This is a genomic window from Bacillus sp. z26 (assembly GCF_058313635.1).
The window spans coordinates 38,432-55,835 of record NZ_JBZFQM010000003.1 but is presented as its reverse complement, the minus strand read 5'-3'; the positions used below and the strand labels follow the sequence as shown (position 1 = coordinate 55,835).

The following is a 17,404-nucleotide window of genomic DNA, read 5'->3' as shown; positions in this document are numbered from 1 at the left end:
TCTTCATCACTCCTTCAGTACGGCCTGAATGTAATCTGATGGATTCATTAATACATCAACTGCATCAGAAACATACGTATAGACAAATTCTGAACCCAATCCGTACAAGATTGAGACCACGAGTAAAATACCAATCGGCAACAATAAAAAGCGATTGTCTTTTTTGGAAGTTTCCTCGTCGTAAGTCTTTTTCTCTCCCCAAAATGCAAATATAAAAATTCGCATTACGGAATATAAAACAATTAAACTTGAGAATAGAACTACTAACCCTCCTACATAATGTCTTTCATCAAAAGCACCTTGAATGATTAGCAGTTTTCCTGCAAACCCACTGAATGGCGGAACTCCGGCTAATGATATAGCAGCGATGAAGAACATCCAGGCTAAAAGTGGAGATTCGTGAATTAATCCACCCATACGCTTAATATTACTTGTCCCTGTTTTGGCCATCATGACTCCAATAAGTAGAAACAGAGCTGCTTTAATCATCATGTCATGAATTGTATACATGATCGAACCGGATATGGAAGCCGTATTCATAATTGAAATACCGAAGATAATGACGCCAATGGCAATGACAATATTGTAAATAATAATTTTTTTACCATCCATATAGGCTAATACACCAATACTGCCGAAAATAATGGTTAAAATTCCAAGGTACTCGAGCAAGGTATGCGTATAATCAGCTTGATGATAAAACAAAATGGTAAAGGTTCTAAGAATGGAATAAACCCCAACCTTGGTCAAAAGGGAGCCGAATAGGGCCAGGATTGGAATAGGCGGTGCAAAGTATGAACCGGGCATCCAAAAATATAAAGGGAAGATGGCTGCTTTTAATCCAAAAACAATTAGGAACAAAACAGCGATAACTGTAATAATTCCTGGTTGATCTACCTCAGCAATTCTTTCTGAAATATCTGCCATATTCAGCGTACCTACGACAGAATATAAGAAAGCGACGGCCGCTACAAAAAGGCCGGAAGCAATCACATTTACAAGTAAGTATTTAATGGACTCGCGCAGCTGAACTTTTGTCCCGCCAGTGACCAGCAATACATAGGATGACATGAGCATTACTTCAAAAAATACAAATAAGTTAAAGATATCGCCTGTTAAAAATGCTCCATTAACCCCAACAATTAAAAATTGAATAAGGGCGTAATAAAAATACTTTTCACGCGCTGCATCAATATTTTTAAAAGAATAAATAATCGTCACTAATGTAATGAGTGATGTGGTTAAAACAAGCAAGGCTGCCAGCATATCTGCCACAAGGCTGATACCGAATGGTGCATCCCAGCTGCCGGCTTGCAGAGTTAAAATGCCATTTGTTTTCACTTCGATTAAAAGTGAAATGGAAACGACCATGAGCAATATCGATGAAAATAAAGCGACTACTCGTTGGGCATTTATTTTTTTCGTTAGGAATAGCAATAGAATTCCAGTCAATAAGGGAATCAATATTGGTAATATAACAAGGTTATTCATATGACTTATTTCCTCTCAGTTGATCCATGTTATCCGTTCCAAGTTCCTGATAGGAACGATAGGCCAATACCAGGAAGAAAGATGTGACACCGAAGCTTATCACAATCGCTGTCAGGATTAATGCCTGTGGCAGAGGGTCCACATAAGATTTTGCCTGCTCACTTAAAATAGGCACGGCACCTTGTTTTAATCCTCCCATGGTAAGAACCAATAAATTCACCGCATGGCTCAATATACTTGTTCCGATAATAATCCGAAGCAAGCTTTTTGATAAAAGCAAATAGGTAGCTATCGTAAACAATATTCCTATTACAACACACATTAAAATCTCCATCATTCACTCTCCCCTATCGTTTGAATAATGGTCATTGTGACTCCGATGACAACCAGATAGACGCCGGTATCAAAGATAACCGCTGTATGGAGCGATGTATGACCGAGGAGCGGCAAATCAAAATATTGAAAGGCATGCGTCAGGAAAGGAGTATCAAAGAATAATGCGCCAGCCCCTGTTCCTACAGATAATAGCAGCCCTACCGCTATCAAAGATAAATAATTGATCGGCAGAAATTCTTTAACGGTTTTCAAATCAAAAGCCAGCAATAAAAGAATGATGGCTGATGAAGTCATTAGACCACCGATAAATCCACCTCCAGGAGTGTAATGCCCGGCAAAGAAAATGTTTATAGAGAACAAAATAATAATAAATGTAGCGATTTTAGTAACCGTCTGTAAAATCAAATCATTTGTTTTCATTCTTCCCCTCCTCTTTTCGTGAGACGGAGCTTAATCATGGTATAAATGCCAATGGCCGCAATGGATAATACGGTGATTTCAAACATTGTATCCAAACCACGGAAATCAACGAGGATCACGTTAACCATATTCTCTCCACCGGCTTCTTTGTACGTAACCTCTTTATAAAACTCAGAGATAGACTCAAATAACTTGGTGCTGTGAGAAGTGAGTGCGATAAGTGTCATGGTAATACCGACACCCAGTGCAATCACCATATTCGTTACTTTAAAGCGAATACGTTTTTCCTTTGGCTTATACTCCGGCAAATGATAGAAGCAAAGCAAGAACAGAGAGGTAGATACTGTTTCAATGACAAATTGCGTTAGTGCTAAGTCAGGTGCTCTGAAAAGAACAAATAAAAGTGAAACCGTGTAACCAACTGCTCCCAATAAGATAATTGAAGTTAGCCTTGATTTTGCAAACAGAATCATTGTTGATGCGATGACTAAAATAAGGGCTAAAATAATTTCATATACACCAATCGGAGTCATATCGGTCGTTTCGATAGTAAAGCTATCGGTTTTCCATATTGTATAAAGTAAACTGATGATAAAAAATCCAAATATATAAACTAAATAATCATGGATATTTCCGTTCATATATCCGCGAGTGATGATACGTGAACCTGAATCCAGGGAAGTTAATCCTTTATTATACGCATTGTTTAATGTGTATTTATCAGAGAAATACGTATAAATTTTGCTCCATTTTGGATAGAACTTATAAAGGATGATTCCTAATAGTACAACCCCAATTGTCATCAGCAAGGCACCATTTACGCCATGCCACATTGCGATATGGAGATGCTCCGGATTGCCATTCTCATACAAGCTCGGCAGGATAGCCGAAGTTGCTGGTTCAATAATGGTCGAAGATAGGATGTTAGGAAACAGTCCAAATATAATAACCAATGCTGCAAGCGTGATTGGTGAAATCAATAATCCAATCGGTGCCTCATGCGGCTTTTTATCTAATTTCTCAGGCTGCAGTTTACCGCCGAACGTTCTGAACAAGAGAATCATGCAGTAAACAAACGTGAATACACTTGCCAGCCATCCAATAATAGGGAAGAGAATTCCCCAAGTTTGCAGGCTAAGGAAATCTGCCTGAGCTATGTCTAACAGGCTGCCAAAAAACATTTCTTTACTTAAGAATCCATTGAACGGTGGCAAGCCAGCCATAGAGAATGCCCCAATTGTCGCAATCGTAAAGGTGATTGGCATTATGGTCATTAACCCACCGAGCTTTCGAATGTCTCTTGTTCCTGTTTCATGATCAATAATACCAACTACCATGAATAAGGAACCTTTGAAGGTGGCATGGTTAATCAGATGGAAAACAGCTGCAGAAACAGCAGCGATATATACGTTAGAATCAGCGGATCCAAAATGAATGGAAGCTGCGCCAATTCCAAGAAGGGACATAATTAATCCGAGCTGACTAACTGTTGAATAAGCAAGAATTCCTTTCAAATCATACTGACGTACTGCATTAAAGGAACCCCAAATGAGTGTAATGATACCTACGAGGCCTACAATCCACATCCACTCACCTGATAAAGCATAGATAGGGCTCAACCGTGCTACTAAATAGATTCCTGCTTTAACCATTGTTGCTGAATGGAGATAAGCACTGACAGGTGTTGGTGCTTCCATCGCATCAGGTAACCAAATATGGAATGGGAATTGGGCGGACTTTGTAAATGCACCTAACAATACGAGTATCATGGAAAAATAAAACAGCGGGTGGTTAACTAAATCTGGAGCCATGGAGATTAATTCTCTGATGCTGAAGGTATTTCCCATTACGGATAAGGTAATAAAACCTCCAAGCATGGATAAGCCACCTAAAAAGGTGATTAACAAAGATTTTTGTGCTCCATACCGAGAGCCTTTCCTTTCGTGCCAATATCCAATCAGCAGGAAGGATGAAAGGCTTGTAAATTCCCAAAACGTATAAAGGACAATTAAGTTGTCAGATAGAACAACCCCAAGCATTGCTCCCATAAATAATAGTAAATAAACATAAAAATTGCTTAGTTTTTCTTTCGTTTTATCCATATAAAAGATGGAATAGAGAATAACCAGCGTACCAATACCCGTTATCAGCATAGCGAAAAGCAGGCCTAATCCGTCCACATATACATCAAATGAGATATTTAGTGAAGGAATCCATGCAAAACTTGCTGTTATGGATTGGTGATTTGAGATCTCAGGCAGGAACGTAAACAGATAGCTAAATAATACGATAGGTATAATCAGTACGAACCATCCAGTATGTATTTTACGAGCATATTTGCCCAGGAATGGGATGCAGATTGCAGCCATAAAAGGCAATAATATACTCAAGTGAAGCATCGACATAAGGACCTCCTAATTTATTTATAAAATATTGAAAATTTACAACAAAATGTACTAATAAGTACATTTAGCATAGCAAATTATACAGGAAATTTATATTATACTGTACTTGTAAAGACTGGTATTTGGGATTTAAAGCGCGTTATTATATGAAGGAAAAAATCATTTATCAATTCAGAAAAAAAGTAATGGGAAAATATAAAATAAAAGGAATAATGAAAATGAACAATACATTTGTTACGGGCTATATCTCCTTCCTACCGATTATGGCATTCAGTTCTTTCGTTATCTGTCTATATTATGATAAAAACGAATTCCTTTTTTAAAAGCGATGGACTCTATACGAATGACTGCCGTCTTACCAGATACCAATACTAAATTATCCTTATTATATTATTGTTCTTTAACTGCTGTTTTATGTTATTTTCTACATTAAAGCTTATTGATGTAAGCAGACCGTACAGTGCCATTCATAACAACCTCGGTAAGCATTGTCTGCATCCTATCTGCGGTACTTATACAACAGGACTTCTTTCCTCTCCAACATGCCACTGAATAATAATTTACCCATATACATCCGTTATAATTTTTGACGGAATGAACTCTCACATGACTGCCGACCTTCATAAAAGCAGTAGTTGCCTGCGTTAATTAAGTACAGACAAGCGCATATCATGCAATGGCTTAGTAGTGGAGCTTTGCTATAGAGAACTTAGATAGACATAGACTCGGTTAAATGTTGATGGTTTATATGTTTTCCCCCAATCAACGAGACAAGCTCATGAGTAGAATAGTTTATAGATACTGCTGATGATCCAACGGTTTATAGGACAGGGAGAACCATATAATGACGGATCAGCAGGTGAAATGATAGTAAAACGAATTATTCTCCACATTCCTAACAATCTGTAAGTCAACTTGTATAAAAGAGGAATTGTGGAAAATAAGTTGGGTTACTAATAAGAAATTAAGGAGATGATGGGTCTTGAATCAGGATGATCCATATTTATTTATAGATTTTGAATTTACAATGCCTGAGGAAAGAGACGATCCAAAAGGATTCTTTCCAGAAATCGTCGAATATGGAATCATTGAAGTAAAGAGGGGAAAGATAGTTAATCAATATAATTCCTACGTGATCCCAAGAGCATTTCCGAACTTGACAAACAGATGCAGAAAATTTCTGAGGATTACTGAAGAAGATCTTAGGAGTGGAGTAGAATTTGAAGATTTTTTAAGATTATTACAGAATTTAAATTACCCTGATAATCCTACGATTGCTACATGGGGGAACATGGACATGAAGGTATTGAGGCAAAATTGTCAGTACTCAGGCCATGCGTTTCCTTTAAGCGGAAAACAAGTAGATGTATCAATTGTGTATAAAAAATTTTTCGGAGACCGAAATCAGACTGGTTTACGGAAAGCGGTTGAGCAATATGGGGACAAGGGTGATGTTGTGTGGCACCAAGCCTTGGATGATGCGAGGATGACTTACGAATTGTTTACTTTAATGGAGCAGGACAGGAGATATGTGAATAACTATAAGCCAACAACAATCGGAGATGTCGTAGATTTTTCAAAGCTATTCAATGGGTTGGCGTAAAAAAACCAAATCAGTGCAGAGGATTTGGTTTTTTACATTAGTCATAAAGGAAAATACTCGTGTTCCAAATTGGCTAAACATTGCAGGCACATTTCAGCCCATTTTGATTCATCATTTTTTAAGTCCTGTTTCAAGATTTCAAGTGAATGGCGAAGGGAATTCGTATAGTCAGGAATATCTTCTGTAAAAGGTTTTACCATATTAGCAGGAATGTTCGTTTGTTCCCTGTAAGCTAAAGCTTTTCGTTCATGAAAAAAATCAACTTCTGTTTGTTTTGGGTGGTGAAGGTCACCTTGCATAGGGTGTTTTAATACAGCCAATGTTTTAACCACAATATATCCATTTGAGCGAATATTTGTGACTTCTCCTACATACTTTCCTGTTTTATAATGTGCAGTCACTTTGTCGCCTATGTGGTGTTCAATCATTTTTTATACCCCCATTCAGTTCTGTTATCTCTATCATACTGATGTCCGCCAGACAATCCCAGAAAAAGACTTCCGGAAAGGTGCTTTTTTTTTGAGAATCGTGTAAAGTGGAAAATTGGAGGTAGTTTAAATGAAGTGGAAGACCATGATACTATTATTAATAATCCTCCTTGGTGCAGCAATTTGGAATTTTTTTATCAAAGATAAGACTTTCCAATCCGGTGAGCAACCGATGCTTAAGCTGGACCAGACCATTATAGAGAAAGCAGGCGATGATAAAATGACAGTATTACCTCAATTTACAGAAGTGCAAGGTAATGAAAGATTAGTGGAGATGGTAACGAATAAAGGTTCCATTCAAATTAAATTATTCCCGGATCAAGCCCCTAAAGCCGTAGAAAACTTTTTGACTCATGCCGAAAATGGATACTATGAAGGCATCATTTTTCACCGTGTGATTAATGATTTCATGATTCAAGGCGGAGATCCAACCGGAACAGGAATGGGTGGAGAAAGTATCTGGGGTAAATCTTTTGAAGATGAATTCTCTATGGATTTATTTAATTTCCGTGGGGCTCTGTCTATGGCGAATGCCGGTCCTGGTACAAATGGCAGCCAATTTTTCATTGTTCAAAAAGGTGCCGTTGAAGCGAACCTTAAAGGCCAAATGGAGCAAGCGGGATATCCGCAAGAAGCAGTAGAAAAATACATGGAAATAGGCGGAACTCCTTGGCTTGACCACAGACATACTGTGTTTGGACAAGTTATTGAAGGAATGGATGTTGTGGATGACATTGCGACGACTAAAGTGGGTCCTAATGACAAACCGGTTTATGATGTAGTGATTGAAAAAATCAATATTTTAAAATAAGTAAGAAGTTATAAAATAGCTGCCCGGTATCATTCGGGCAGCTTGTTTTTTGTGTGGGAGAAAACGTCTAAATGTAGCATATCAAATATCGCTCTTTCCGATTTGTGTTATGTTATAATATGGTAATCTTCAAATGTCTTCAAATTAGAAAGGGTGTCTCTACTATGTCACAACCATTAGCGTTTATCATAGGGCTATTCTTATATTTTCCAGAAGATAAACGAGAATACATTCCAGCGGGATTAACGATGGCCATTTTTACTTTGTTTGCGGTGTTAACCATGCGTTTTATCATTGTTTACAATCGTAAGCAGGTACAGAGAGCAAAAGAATTAGAGGAAAAATTAAAAGAGCAAAATATCGAGTGATGGCTGTGAAGTGCTCCTTGTAAAGTATGCTGTTTTTTATCCCATATCATGGTCAATCGCATGATAAGAAAACAGGCATTTGCCAACCTGGTTAGCAGATGCCTGTTTTCTTATTATTGAAAATCTTTGAATGCTTCATGGAATCTGCGCAAACCCTCCTGAAGAGTTTCCTTCGAGCATCCTATATTCATTCGGACAAAGCCCTGACCATCCTGGCCATATTTTGTACCAGGTTCAAGCGCCAGTTTTCCTTTATGGATGAGTCTTTCTGTTATTTCAATATCTGATATTCCCATGGCCCGTAAATCAACCCATACTAGGAAAGAGGCTTGAGGGACAATGACATTTATTTTTGGCAAATGTTTAGATACGTAATCAGTCAGTATTTTAATATTCTCTTCAATTTTTAATACAGTCTCTTTCAGCCAGTCAGCACCATATTTATAGGCGGCTTCCATAGCCGTATACGCCAGTACATTAATACCATGAACTCCCTGTTTGAGAAATTCCTGCTCCATTTTCCGAAGGTAATCTTTGTTTTCGCTAATAACCAGTGAACCTTGCAATCCAGCGATATTAAAGGTTTTACTAGGTGCCATAAGCGTAATGACATCTTTGCTAATAGTCCCGGCTGGTGTGTGTCTGTTGCTGTAAAGAACCAAATCTGCATGAATCTCATCAGAAATAACAGGTACTTGATAATGTTGGCAAAGGCTGATCATTTTCGTTACATCTTCCTTTGACCAAACAGTCCCACCAGGATTGTGCGGACTGCATAAAATGAATAATTTCACTCCATCACGAAGCTTGTTTTCAAAGTCTTCATAGTCGATCTCAAAGCGGTCATTTTTAATGCCCATTCTATTGGTAACAAGGATTCGGTCATTTTTATTGACTACATCATAGAATGGTCCATATACCGGTGTTTGAATCATTATTTGATCCCCTGCTCCTGTAAATGCACGGACAGCAGCTGATAAGGATGGAACTACCCCCGGGCTGAAGAAAATGTTTTCTTTTCTAATGGACCAATGATGCTTTTCTTCCATCCAATTTATAATAGTCTGGAATACTGAATCAGTCGCATAGGTATATCCGAAAACAGGGTGCTGAATACGGGTAAGCAAAGCCTCCTGTATTTGAGCAGGTGAAGCCCAGTCCATATCTGCCACCCACATCGGCAAGAGGTCACTTCCTGAAAATAATGAATCCACATAATCCCATTTTATTGATCCTGTTCCTTTGCGATTCAGAACAGTTTCTGTATTTGATATAACGCTCATGTTTTCACCCGCCTTAAGTAAGATGCTCTTATTTTATCATATATCTATAGTGTGTCAGTTAGCTCAGTACTTATAAAAAGACGGTTTGCGCAAATTAACAGTGTTCCATAGGAGAAAATCATTGATTATATATTCATAGATAGAAAATAAGTGTTATAATGTAAAAAGTTTAATTTAAATTTTCAGATATTTCTAACTAACAACATATGGAGGTGAGGTTTTGAACCTTACTAATAAGGAACTTGAAATCTTAAATATTCTTGAAGAAAACGCCAGAATCTCTCTGGATGATATAGCGAAAATGACAGCCATGTCTAAAGAGGAAGTCGAGCAAGCAGTAAAAAAACTGAAAGATTCTTCTATTATCGTCGGATATGCTGCTCTGATCGATTGGTCTAAGGTTAAAAACCATGAAGGAGTTACAGCCATGATTGATGTGAAAGTAACCCCTAAAAGAGGTGTTGGCTTTGACGAGACAGCTAAAAGAATTTACCGTTACGAAGAAGTTTCATCCGTCTATTTAATGTCGGGGGCTTATGACTTGTCTGTAGTTGTAGAAGGCAAATCAATGAATGAGGTCGCTCGCTTTGTATCAGATAAATTGTCGACTCTGGATTCAGTTATTTCTACAACGACTCATTTTATTCTTAAAAAGTATAAACATGACGGAACTGTATTTTTACCACAGGATGAGGATAAAAGGATCGTGATAACTCCATGATTAAAACGAGTTATCTATCTGATACAGCACGAGAAATGAAGCCATCGGGGATACGTAAATTTTTTGATTTGGCAGCAGGTATTGAAGGAATCGTTTCGCTAGGTGTGGGAGAGCCGGATTTTGTTACGCCTTGGCGATATAGAGAGGCTGCTATCCTCTCGATGGAGGAAGGGTATACTTCTTATACAGCCAATGCAGGATTATTGGATTTACGTGAAGAAATTGCATCCTATATGAACAGACGGTTTAACGTGGAGTATTCACCAGAGAGCCAAATTATTGTAACAGTCGGTGCAAGCCAAGCAATTGATATTGCATTAAGGGCTATTATCAACCCTGGAGAGGAAGTCATTGTCGTCGAACCTTGTTTCGTCTCATATGCTCCATTAGTGACAATGGCGGGTGGTAAGGTTGTAACAGTTGGAACAACGAAAGAATCCGATTTTAAGCCGTTACCTGAACATTTGGAAGCAGCCATTACGCCAAACACTAAAGCAATCATGATCTGTTCACCAAATAATCCAACAGGAACACAATTATCGAAGAATGATTTGAAAGCATTAGCTGAAATTGCCATTAAACATGATATTCTCGTTATTTCCGATGAAATCTATGCAGAGCTTGTTTATGATGAAGAATATACAAGCTTTGCTGCTATTAAAGGAATGAAGAATCGGACCATTTTAATATCAGGATTTTCAAAAGGGTTTGCCATGACAGGCTGGCGTCTTGGTTTTGTATGTGCAAATGAAGAGATTTCTGAAGCTATGCTTAAAATACATCAATACGCTATTATGTGTGCACCCACATCTGCCCAGTATGCAGCTCTGGAGGCTTTGCGATATGGAACAGGATATGTTGAAGAAATGCGTAGGAGCTATCATCACAGAAGAAATTATATCGTCAGTTCGTTCAATGAGATTGGTCTCAAATGCCATACACCGGGTGGAGCCTTTTACGCCTTTCCTTCCATTGAATCAACTGGTATGAGCTCTGATGAGTTTGCAGAAAAACTGTTAATTGAGGAAAGGGTTGCCGTCGTACCAGGCAGTGTATTTGGTGCGGGCGGGGAGGGGCATATTCGCTGCTCTTACGCTACATCAATCGATCAGTTGCGTGAAGCTGTAACCAGGATGGATAGATTTATAAGCACTCATTCATAAGTTACCTTGTGAAATCCATATAAGCTAAAAAAAGGCCTTCCCTCATTCGATAGATAAAATCGGATGCAGGGGAGGCTTTAATCATTTTGTCATTACCCTACTTACCCATAGGCAAAAAATTTTCAAGTCATAATGAGAGGATAATAATAGAGCCAGGTTGGGCAAGAGTCCAGCCGGATCAAGCAGGAATTGAGCCGTAATTCACATTAATCCAGCCAAACTCTACAATAATCCAGCGAATCGTATTTATTTAATTAGTTCCAGCTGATATTAAGTAAGTAGACATCTTTGATGAGTAGCTAACAATTTCTTTTATGCTTGTCTTGGGAAATAAGATGTTGTTAATAAAGACTAAGGACGCTACATTATGTAGCGTCCTTAGTCTTTGATTTTTAATTCGTTCCTTAATTGAGCCGTTTCAGCTTTTTAACTAATCCAGCTTCAACGGCTAGAAGCTCAGGACATAAGTAAAGCCACTGCGGGGGGAAAACATCCCCTTCGAGCCTCTGTCTTATGCTCCTCGCGGGCCTACAGGAAGTAGGTCATGAAGACGTTGCCACAGGACGTGGCGAATTTAGTCTTCGTTCCTTAATTGAGGCGTTTCAGCCTTTTAACTAATCCAGCTTCGGCTCCTAGGAGCTCGAGTCATAAGCAAATACTCTGCGGAGGCCTACAGGATGTAGGTCACAAAGACGTTGCCACACGATGTGGCGTTTGTAGTCTTTGCTCCTTAATTAACCCTCCCTTCGAGTATTTGTCTTATGCTTGTCGCTCCTGCCCAGTCGCCTCAGCTTTTTAATTAATCCAGCTTCAGGGCCTAGGAGCTCAGGACATAAGCATAGCCTCTGCGGGAGAAAACATCCCCTTCGAGCCTCTGTCTTATGCTCCTCGCACCTGAGCAAGGCCCTTCAGCTTTTTAAGTTCCCTATTATCTTTAGGAATTCGGCTTCTTTGATATTTTGGGTTTTCTTTAGAATTAATTTTGCACGTGTTTGTCCCATGGTATCGATTAGTTCCTGGAGTTCAGGGTCGAGTTGGCTTGGACCGGTTGAATTGGAATGCTCCATCAGAACAGAGGCAGGACAATCCAATGCGGTCGAAATAGTCAAGAGTACTTGGAGGCTTGGAGTCAATTCATTTCCTTCATATTGTTCAAGCTTGTGAGTGCCCATTCTGGAGCGTAAAGCCAGCTCTTCTACACTCATTCCTTTATCAATCCTGTACTTACGAATATTTTCGCCAACTGTAGACATCATCAATCCCTCCTAAATAATCATCCTATCTATATTCTACCACCTTACCTTATAATTCCAATAGAGTTTAAGAAGACTAATAAAATTGCTACCGGACACACGTAACGGATGATTATATACCAACCATTAAACATCCAGCTTTTCAGTTTCGATCCACTTTCTAATTCTTTTCTGACTACATTTTTATCCATCGCGTATCCGACAAATATTGAGATAAATATAGAACCTAGTGGCAGGGCAAGGTTTGAAACAATATAATCAGCTAGATCAAAGAATGTTTTACCTGCAATATGAACATCCTTTAAGACGCCATAGGATAAAGCGCTTGGAATACCAACCAGGAAGGTAATGATTCCGGCTAACCATGCGGATGATTTCCGTTTCTCAGGATTCTCTTTTGAGATAACTGCCACAATAATTTCTAATATGGAAAAGGCAGAAGTAAGAGTAGCAAATAACAATAAAATCATAAAGATGGTCAAGAATAGTCCACCAAAAGCTAACTCATTAAAGACAGCTGGCAAAATAACAAAAACAAGCCCAGGACCTGAGGCGGGATCATATCCCAAAGCAAATACAGCCGGGAAGATCACAAGTCCTGCCAATAGGGAGATTAGGATATTCAAGCCCACAACTGATAAACCAGATTTCATTAGATTCTCATTCTTTGGTAAATAGGAAGCGTAAGTGACCATGACGGACAATCCCACACTCAATGCAAAAAAGGCCTGTCCCAGTGCCAGCAATATAGAGTCACTAGTAATTTTACTGAAGTCCGGTTGCAAGAAAAATCTAACACCTTCCATAGCTCCATCCAGAGTTAACGATCGAACGGCCAATATAATAAATAAAATAAATAATGCTGGCATCATGTATTTACTTGCCCGTTCAATCCCTTTTTTGATTCCTCCACGGACAACCCATATAGTCAATAGCATGAATAGGAACTGTGAAATAATAGATTCAAAAGGATTTTCAATAATGGTGTTAAATAATAATTCGTAATTATTGCCGGCAATCCCGGTAATCTGGCCGAGTATACCTCTGCTGAGATAGGATAAGATCCAGCCCCCAACTACACTGTAAAAGGATAGCAACAAGACGGAGGCGATTACACCAATCCAACCCAGTGCTGCCCATTTTGTGTGGGGGGCAATACTTTTATACGCATTGACCGCATCTTTTTGTGTATTTCGACCGATGATAAATTCAGCGATTAAAATGGGGGCGCCGATAAAAAGGGTAAACGCAATAAATACAAGAAAGAAGGCTGCGCCGCCATTCGTTCCTGTCATGTACGGGAATTTCCATATGGCACCCAGTCCAATTGCTGAACCCGCAGCAGCTAAGATAAAACCAATTTTTGATGACCATTGTTCATGTTTTTGCATGTAGCACCTCTTAGTTTGTAATCTTATTAATCGTATTATAGTAGCATTATAGAGAATGAATTGCCAGAATATTTAATCTCAGTGTGCAAGTAATTTATTCCATTCGTGAATGTTGTTTATTTTTAAACAAAGGGGGAACAAGAAGAATGACGCAGGTCATTTTTGATAATGGAACAACATTATGCTATAATTTTTAATTGCGTATATAGACGAAAAAGTAAATACATTTATAGGAGTGTTTTATATGACTACAAAATATGAAGTAGGTCAAATTCTTACAGGTAAAGTAACCGGCATTCAGCCTTATGGAGCATTTGTTGCTTTAGACGAAAATACACAAGGACTCGTTCATATTTCTGAAATCACGTATGGTTTTGTTAAAGATATTAATGACCAATTAAAATTAGGTGACGAAGTACAAGTGAAAGTTCTTTCTGTTAATGAAGAAGCTGGAAAGATTGCTTTATCCATTCGTGCAACAGAAGAGCCGCCTGCAGTTAAACAAGAAACTCGTAAACCTAAGAAAAAACCAGCTCAAAGTTCAGTTAAAATTCCACCTGCTGAAACACCACAAGGATTCAATACACTTAAAGATAAGTTGGAAGAATGGATTGAACAATCCAAACGCGAAGATCTTATTAAAAAATAAGTAAATAATCTAACTTGCAGAAAACTGCCCTGATTACTTTTTTAAATGTAATCAGGGCAGTTTTTTTTCTAAATCATGTTATTGATTCCAATTGCACAAGAATTATCGGATAATAAAATTAAGATTTAATTTTCAGTTAAATATCTTTTAGTCGGATCGAATGATACCTTTTACCAGCGTGAAACTTGAGATAGGAGGGCAATTCATGACAAAGGCTACGATATCAAACGAAGTGATTGAACAAACAGAACAGTTTGGTGCAAGAAACTATTTCCCATTGCCGATTGTGATATCCGAAGCTCGGGGTGTATGGGTGAAGGATCCTGAAGGGAATCGCTATATGGATATGCTGAGTGCCTATTCGGCTGTTAACCAGGGGCATTGTCATCCAAGAATTATTCAGGCTTTAAAGGAGCAAGCCGATCGAGTGACCCTGACTTCGAGAGCGTTTCATAATGATCAGCTCGGTCCGTGGTATGAAAAAATATGCAAGCTGGCAAAAAAAGATAAAGCTCTTCCTATGAATACGGGGGCTGAAGCGGTCGAAACAGCTTTTAAAGCTGCAAGAAGATGGGCCTATGACGTAAAAGGAGTGGAGAAGGACAAGGCAGAATTTATTGCCTGCACAGGGAACTTTCATGGCAGAACGATGCTTGCTGTTTCTCTTTCTTCTGATGAGGAATATAAACGAGGTTTTGGTCCTATGCTACCAGGCATTAAGCTTATCCCATTTGGCGATATAGAAGCTTTAAAGGAAGCGATTACGCCCAATACAGCAGGCTTTTTGATTGAGCCAATCCAAGGTGAAGCAGGAATTAATATACCTTCTGAAGGGTTCCTTAAGGAAGCGTATGATGTATGTAAGGTTAATGATGTTTTATTTATTGCAGATGAAATTCAGGTTGGACTTTGCAGAACGGGCAGAATGTTTGCCTGTGATTGGGAGGATGTGGTTCCTGATATTTATATTTTAGGTAAGGCCCTTGGTGGTGGAGTATTCCCAATTTCCTGTATTCTGGCTAATCATGATGTTCTTGATGTTTTTAATCCGGGATCCCATGGATCTACTTTTGGCGGTAATCCATTAGCCTGCGCGGTATCAATGGAGGCTATTGATGTGTTAGTTGAAGAGAATTTGGCTGTAAAATCCGAACAGCTGGGAGCTTATCTGAGTGAAGAATTAAGAAAGATTGAAAATCCTATTATAAAAGAAATCAGAGGCCGTGGTTTATTTATTGGTATGGAATTAACGGAAGCAGCACGCCCATATTGTGAACGATTAAAGGATGAAGGCTTATTATGTAAGGAAACTCATGATAATGTTATCCGTTTTGCCCCACCACTTATCATTACGAAAGAAGAACTTAATTGGGCTATTTCAAAAATTAAGAAGGTATTGTCTGTTTAAATGAATAAGCCCATCCTAGCAAAGGGATGGGCCTATTCGATAGATATTAGGATTTTGATGGATTTGGTTGTTCCTGGCTGCTTATTTCCTCGTTTGGCTTAAACAATAATCCAAGATTGACAAGGCCTGCAATTCCAACAAGTGCATAAATAACACGTGCGAAACCACCGGCCTGACTTCCGCCTCCAAATACAGTTGCAACCAGATCAAATTGGAAAAATCCAATAAGTCCCCAGTTAATTGCACCTATTATTGTCAAAACAAGTGCAGTACGTTGTATACCACTCATTTCATTTCCTCCTTCAAAAAAACATGGTTCTTTTAATAGAGTGGGTAAAAAAGAAAATTTTATACATGAATATAGGTTTTTAATAATGGAATTAAAGGAATTAAGGATATAGTAAACGGAATAATAAGAAGGAGGGATAGGTATGCAAAATTTTACATATAAAAATCCTACAAATTTAGTGTTTGGTAAAGATACAGTCGAGGAATTAAATCATCTTTTACCTGCTGATGTCAAAAATGTTTTGTTAGTATACGGGGGAGGAAGCATCAAGAGAAATGGTTTATATAACCGTGTCATTGATCAAATGCAGAAAGGAGATATAACCTTTCATGAATTATCCGGTGTGGAACCTAATCCACGTATTTCAACGGTGCGCAAAGGGATCGACTTGTGCAGAGAGAATGAAATTGATTTCCTTTTAGCCATTGGCGGTGGAAGTGTAATTGATTGTACCAAAGCGATTGCAGCAGGGGTTATGTATGATGGAGATCCATGGGATTTAGTGACTAAGAAAGCTAAGGTAAAAGCTGCTATGCCATTTGGTACGATTTTAACGCTTGCTGCTACAGGTTCTGAGATGAATTCAGGCAGTGTGATTACAAATTGGGAAACACAGGAAAAGCATGGATGGGGATCGCCGTATACATATCCACAATTTTCTATCCTTGATCCGGTCAATACTTTTACGGTTCCTCGGGATCAGACTATCTATGGAATTGTTGATATGATGTCACATGTTTTAGAAACTTATTTTAATCACACGGATAATACACCATTACAAGATAGAATGTGTGAATCCGTATTAAAAACAGTTAAAGAAACAGCTCCCAAATTGTTAAATAATTTAGAGGATTACCAATATAGGGAAACTATTCTTTATTGTGGAACAGTTGCCCTTAATGGAACACTAAGTATGGGAATCCGCGGCGATTGGGCAACACATAATATCGAACATGCAGTGTCAGCTGTTTATGATATTCCTCATGCCGGGGGATTGGCTATTTTATTCCCTAACTGGATGAGGCATTGTATGCATGAAGATCTCGATAAGTTGGTCAGATTGGGAGTAGAGGTATTCGATGTAGATCCCGCTGGTAAATCAAAAGAAGATATCGCTAAAGATTGTATACGAAATATCAGTGACTTTTGGACAGGGATTGGCGCTCCATCAAGGTTAGCTGACTATGATATAGATGATTCGCAACTAGAGATCATTGCAGACAAAGCGATGGCGAACGGTGAATTCGGAAACTTTAAGAAGCTTAACAAAGAGGATGTACTATCTATTCTCAAAGCATCTTTATAGTTTGAGAAAAGGTCTTCCT

General features: G+C 38.5%; 17 protein-coding genes. 8 read left to right on the top strand and 9 right to left on the bottom strand.

Annotated features, from left to right (window positions below; genetic code table 11):
- Window positions 1-6 precede the first annotated feature (6 nt).
- Genes AC4G3K_RS10640 through AC4G3K_RS10625 form a run of 4 tightly spaced genes read right to left on the bottom strand, consistent with a single transcriptional unit; the run spans window position 7 to window position 4,652 of the window.
- The gene (locus AC4G3K_RS10640; RefSeq protein ID WP_491133285.1) at window positions 7-1,491 is read right to left on the bottom strand and encodes a Na+/H+ antiporter subunit D; all 1,485 of its coding nucleotides are present in this window, start codon (window positions 1,489-1,491) and stop codon (window positions 7-9) included.
- The gene (locus AC4G3K_RS10635) at window positions 1,484-1,825 is read right to left on the bottom strand and encodes a Na(+)/H(+) antiporter subunit C (RefSeq protein WP_491077743.1); all 342 of its coding nucleotides are present in this window, start codon (window positions 1,823-1,825) and stop codon (window positions 1,484-1,486) included. The genes AC4G3K_RS10640 and AC4G3K_RS10635 overlap by 8 nt, the downstream gene beginning before the upstream one ends.
- Entirely contained in the window at window positions 1,825-2,247 is a 423-nt protein-coding gene (locus tag AC4G3K_RS10630) for a Na(+)/H(+) antiporter subunit B (protein WP_491077665.1), read from the bottom strand. Before AC4G3K_RS10630 ends, AC4G3K_RS10635 begins: the two co-directional genes overlap by 1 nt.
- On the bottom strand, window positions 2,244-4,652 hold the full coding sequence (locus tag AC4G3K_RS10625) for a Na+/H+ antiporter subunit A (RefSeq protein ID WP_491133284.1): 2,409 nt from the start codon (window positions 4,650-4,652) through the stop codon (window positions 2,244-2,246). Before AC4G3K_RS10625 ends, AC4G3K_RS10630 begins: the two co-directional genes overlap by 4 nt.
- 982 nt (window positions 4,653-5,634) lie before the next feature.
- Here AC4G3K_RS10625 and kapD point away from each other — a divergent pair.
- Complete coding sequence (gene kapD, locus AC4G3K_RS10620) at window positions 5,635-6,255, top strand: 3'-5' exonuclease KapD (RefSeq protein ID WP_491133283.1); 621 nt, start codon at window positions 5,635-5,637, stop codon at window positions 6,253-6,255.
- A 41-nt stretch (window positions 6,256-6,296) separates the two neighbouring features.
- Here the strand turns inward: kapD and kapB are convergent, their stop codons facing one another.
- The gene (kapB, locus tag AC4G3K_RS10615) at window positions 6,297-6,683 is read right to left on the bottom strand and encodes a kinase-associated lipoprotein KapB (protein ID WP_491077668.1); all 387 of its coding nucleotides are present in this window, start codon (window positions 6,681-6,683) and stop codon (window positions 6,297-6,299) included.
- 130 nt (window positions 6,684-6,813) lie between these two features.
- Here kapB and AC4G3K_RS10610 point away from each other — a divergent pair, with 130 nt between their 5' ends.
- Both AC4G3K_RS10610 and AC4G3K_RS10605 read left to right on the top strand, forming a co-directional pair.
- Complete coding sequence (locus tag AC4G3K_RS10610) at window positions 6,814-7,554, top strand: peptidylprolyl isomerase (RefSeq protein ID WP_491077669.1); 741 nt, start codon at window positions 6,814-6,816, stop codon at window positions 7,552-7,554.
- Between the two features lie 164 nt (window positions 7,555-7,718).
- Complete coding sequence (locus tag AC4G3K_RS10605) at window positions 7,719-7,922, top strand: hypothetical protein (RefSeq protein WP_491077670.1); 204 nt, start codon at window positions 7,719-7,721, stop codon at window positions 7,920-7,922.
- Window positions 7,923-8,035: 113 nt separating this feature from the next.
- Here AC4G3K_RS10605 and AC4G3K_RS10600 read toward each other — a convergent pair whose 3' ends face one another.
- Complete coding sequence (locus AC4G3K_RS10600) at window positions 8,036-9,205, bottom strand: MalY/PatB family protein (protein ID WP_491133282.1); 1,170 nt, start codon at window positions 9,203-9,205, stop codon at window positions 8,036-8,038.
- A gap of 220 nt (window positions 9,206-9,425) precedes the next feature.
- On the opposite strand from AC4G3K_RS10600, the gene AC4G3K_RS10595 reads away from it, so the two are divergent.
- Entirely contained in the window at window positions 9,426-9,926 is a 501-nt protein-coding gene (locus AC4G3K_RS10595) for an Lrp/AsnC family transcriptional regulator (protein WP_491077672.1), read from the top strand.
- A complete protein-coding gene (locus AC4G3K_RS10590) occupies window positions 9,923-11,089 on the top strand; it encodes an aminotransferase (protein WP_491133281.1) in 1,167 nt (388 codons plus the stop codon). Before AC4G3K_RS10595 ends, AC4G3K_RS10590 begins: the two co-directional genes overlap by 4 nt.
- A 908-nt stretch (window positions 11,090-11,997) precedes the next feature.
- On the opposite strand, the gene AC4G3K_RS10585 is transcribed toward AC4G3K_RS10590, so the two are convergent.
- Window positions 11,998-12,342, bottom strand: a complete 345-nt coding sequence (locus AC4G3K_RS10585) for a helix-turn-helix domain-containing protein (protein ID WP_491133280.1) — start codon at window positions 12,340-12,342, stop codon at window positions 11,998-12,000.
- A gap of 44 nt (window positions 12,343-12,386) precedes the next feature.
- Complete coding sequence (locus tag AC4G3K_RS10580) at window positions 12,387-13,733, bottom strand: sodium-dependent transporter (protein ID WP_491077675.1); 1,347 nt, start codon at window positions 13,731-13,733, stop codon at window positions 12,387-12,389.
- Window positions 13,734-13,977: 244 nt separating this feature from the next.
- On the opposite strand from AC4G3K_RS10580, the gene yugI reads away from it, so the two are divergent.
- Both yugI and AC4G3K_RS10570 read left to right on the top strand, forming a co-directional pair.
- Window positions 13,978-14,382, top strand: coding sequence for a S1 domain-containing post-transcriptional regulator GSP13 (yugI, locus tag AC4G3K_RS10575; protein WP_491077676.1), 405 nt, complete (start codon window positions 13,978-13,980; stop codon window positions 14,380-14,382).
- Between the two features lie 205 nt (window positions 14,383-14,587).
- On the top strand, window positions 14,588-15,790 hold the full coding sequence (locus AC4G3K_RS10570; RefSeq protein ID WP_491133279.1) for an ornithine--oxo-acid transaminase: 1,203 nt from the start codon (window positions 14,588-14,590) through the stop codon (window positions 15,788-15,790).
- Window positions 15,791-15,836: 46 nt separating this feature from the next.
- Here the strand turns inward: AC4G3K_RS10570 and AC4G3K_RS10565 are convergent, their stop codons facing one another.
- The gene (locus AC4G3K_RS10565; protein WP_491077678.1) at window positions 15,837-16,079 is read right to left on the bottom strand and encodes a DUF378 domain-containing protein; all 243 of its coding nucleotides are present in this window, start codon (window positions 16,077-16,079) and stop codon (window positions 15,837-15,839) included.
- Window positions 16,080-16,221: 142 nt separating this feature from the next.
- On the opposite strand from AC4G3K_RS10565, the gene AC4G3K_RS10560 reads away from it, so the two are divergent.
- Window positions 16,222-17,385 (top strand): iron-containing alcohol dehydrogenase, encoded by a 1,164-nt coding sequence (locus tag AC4G3K_RS10560; protein ID WP_491133278.1) that lies wholly within the window; start codon window positions 16,222-16,224, stop codon window positions 17,383-17,385.
- The last annotated feature ends 19 nt before the right edge of the window (window positions 17,386-17,404 follow it).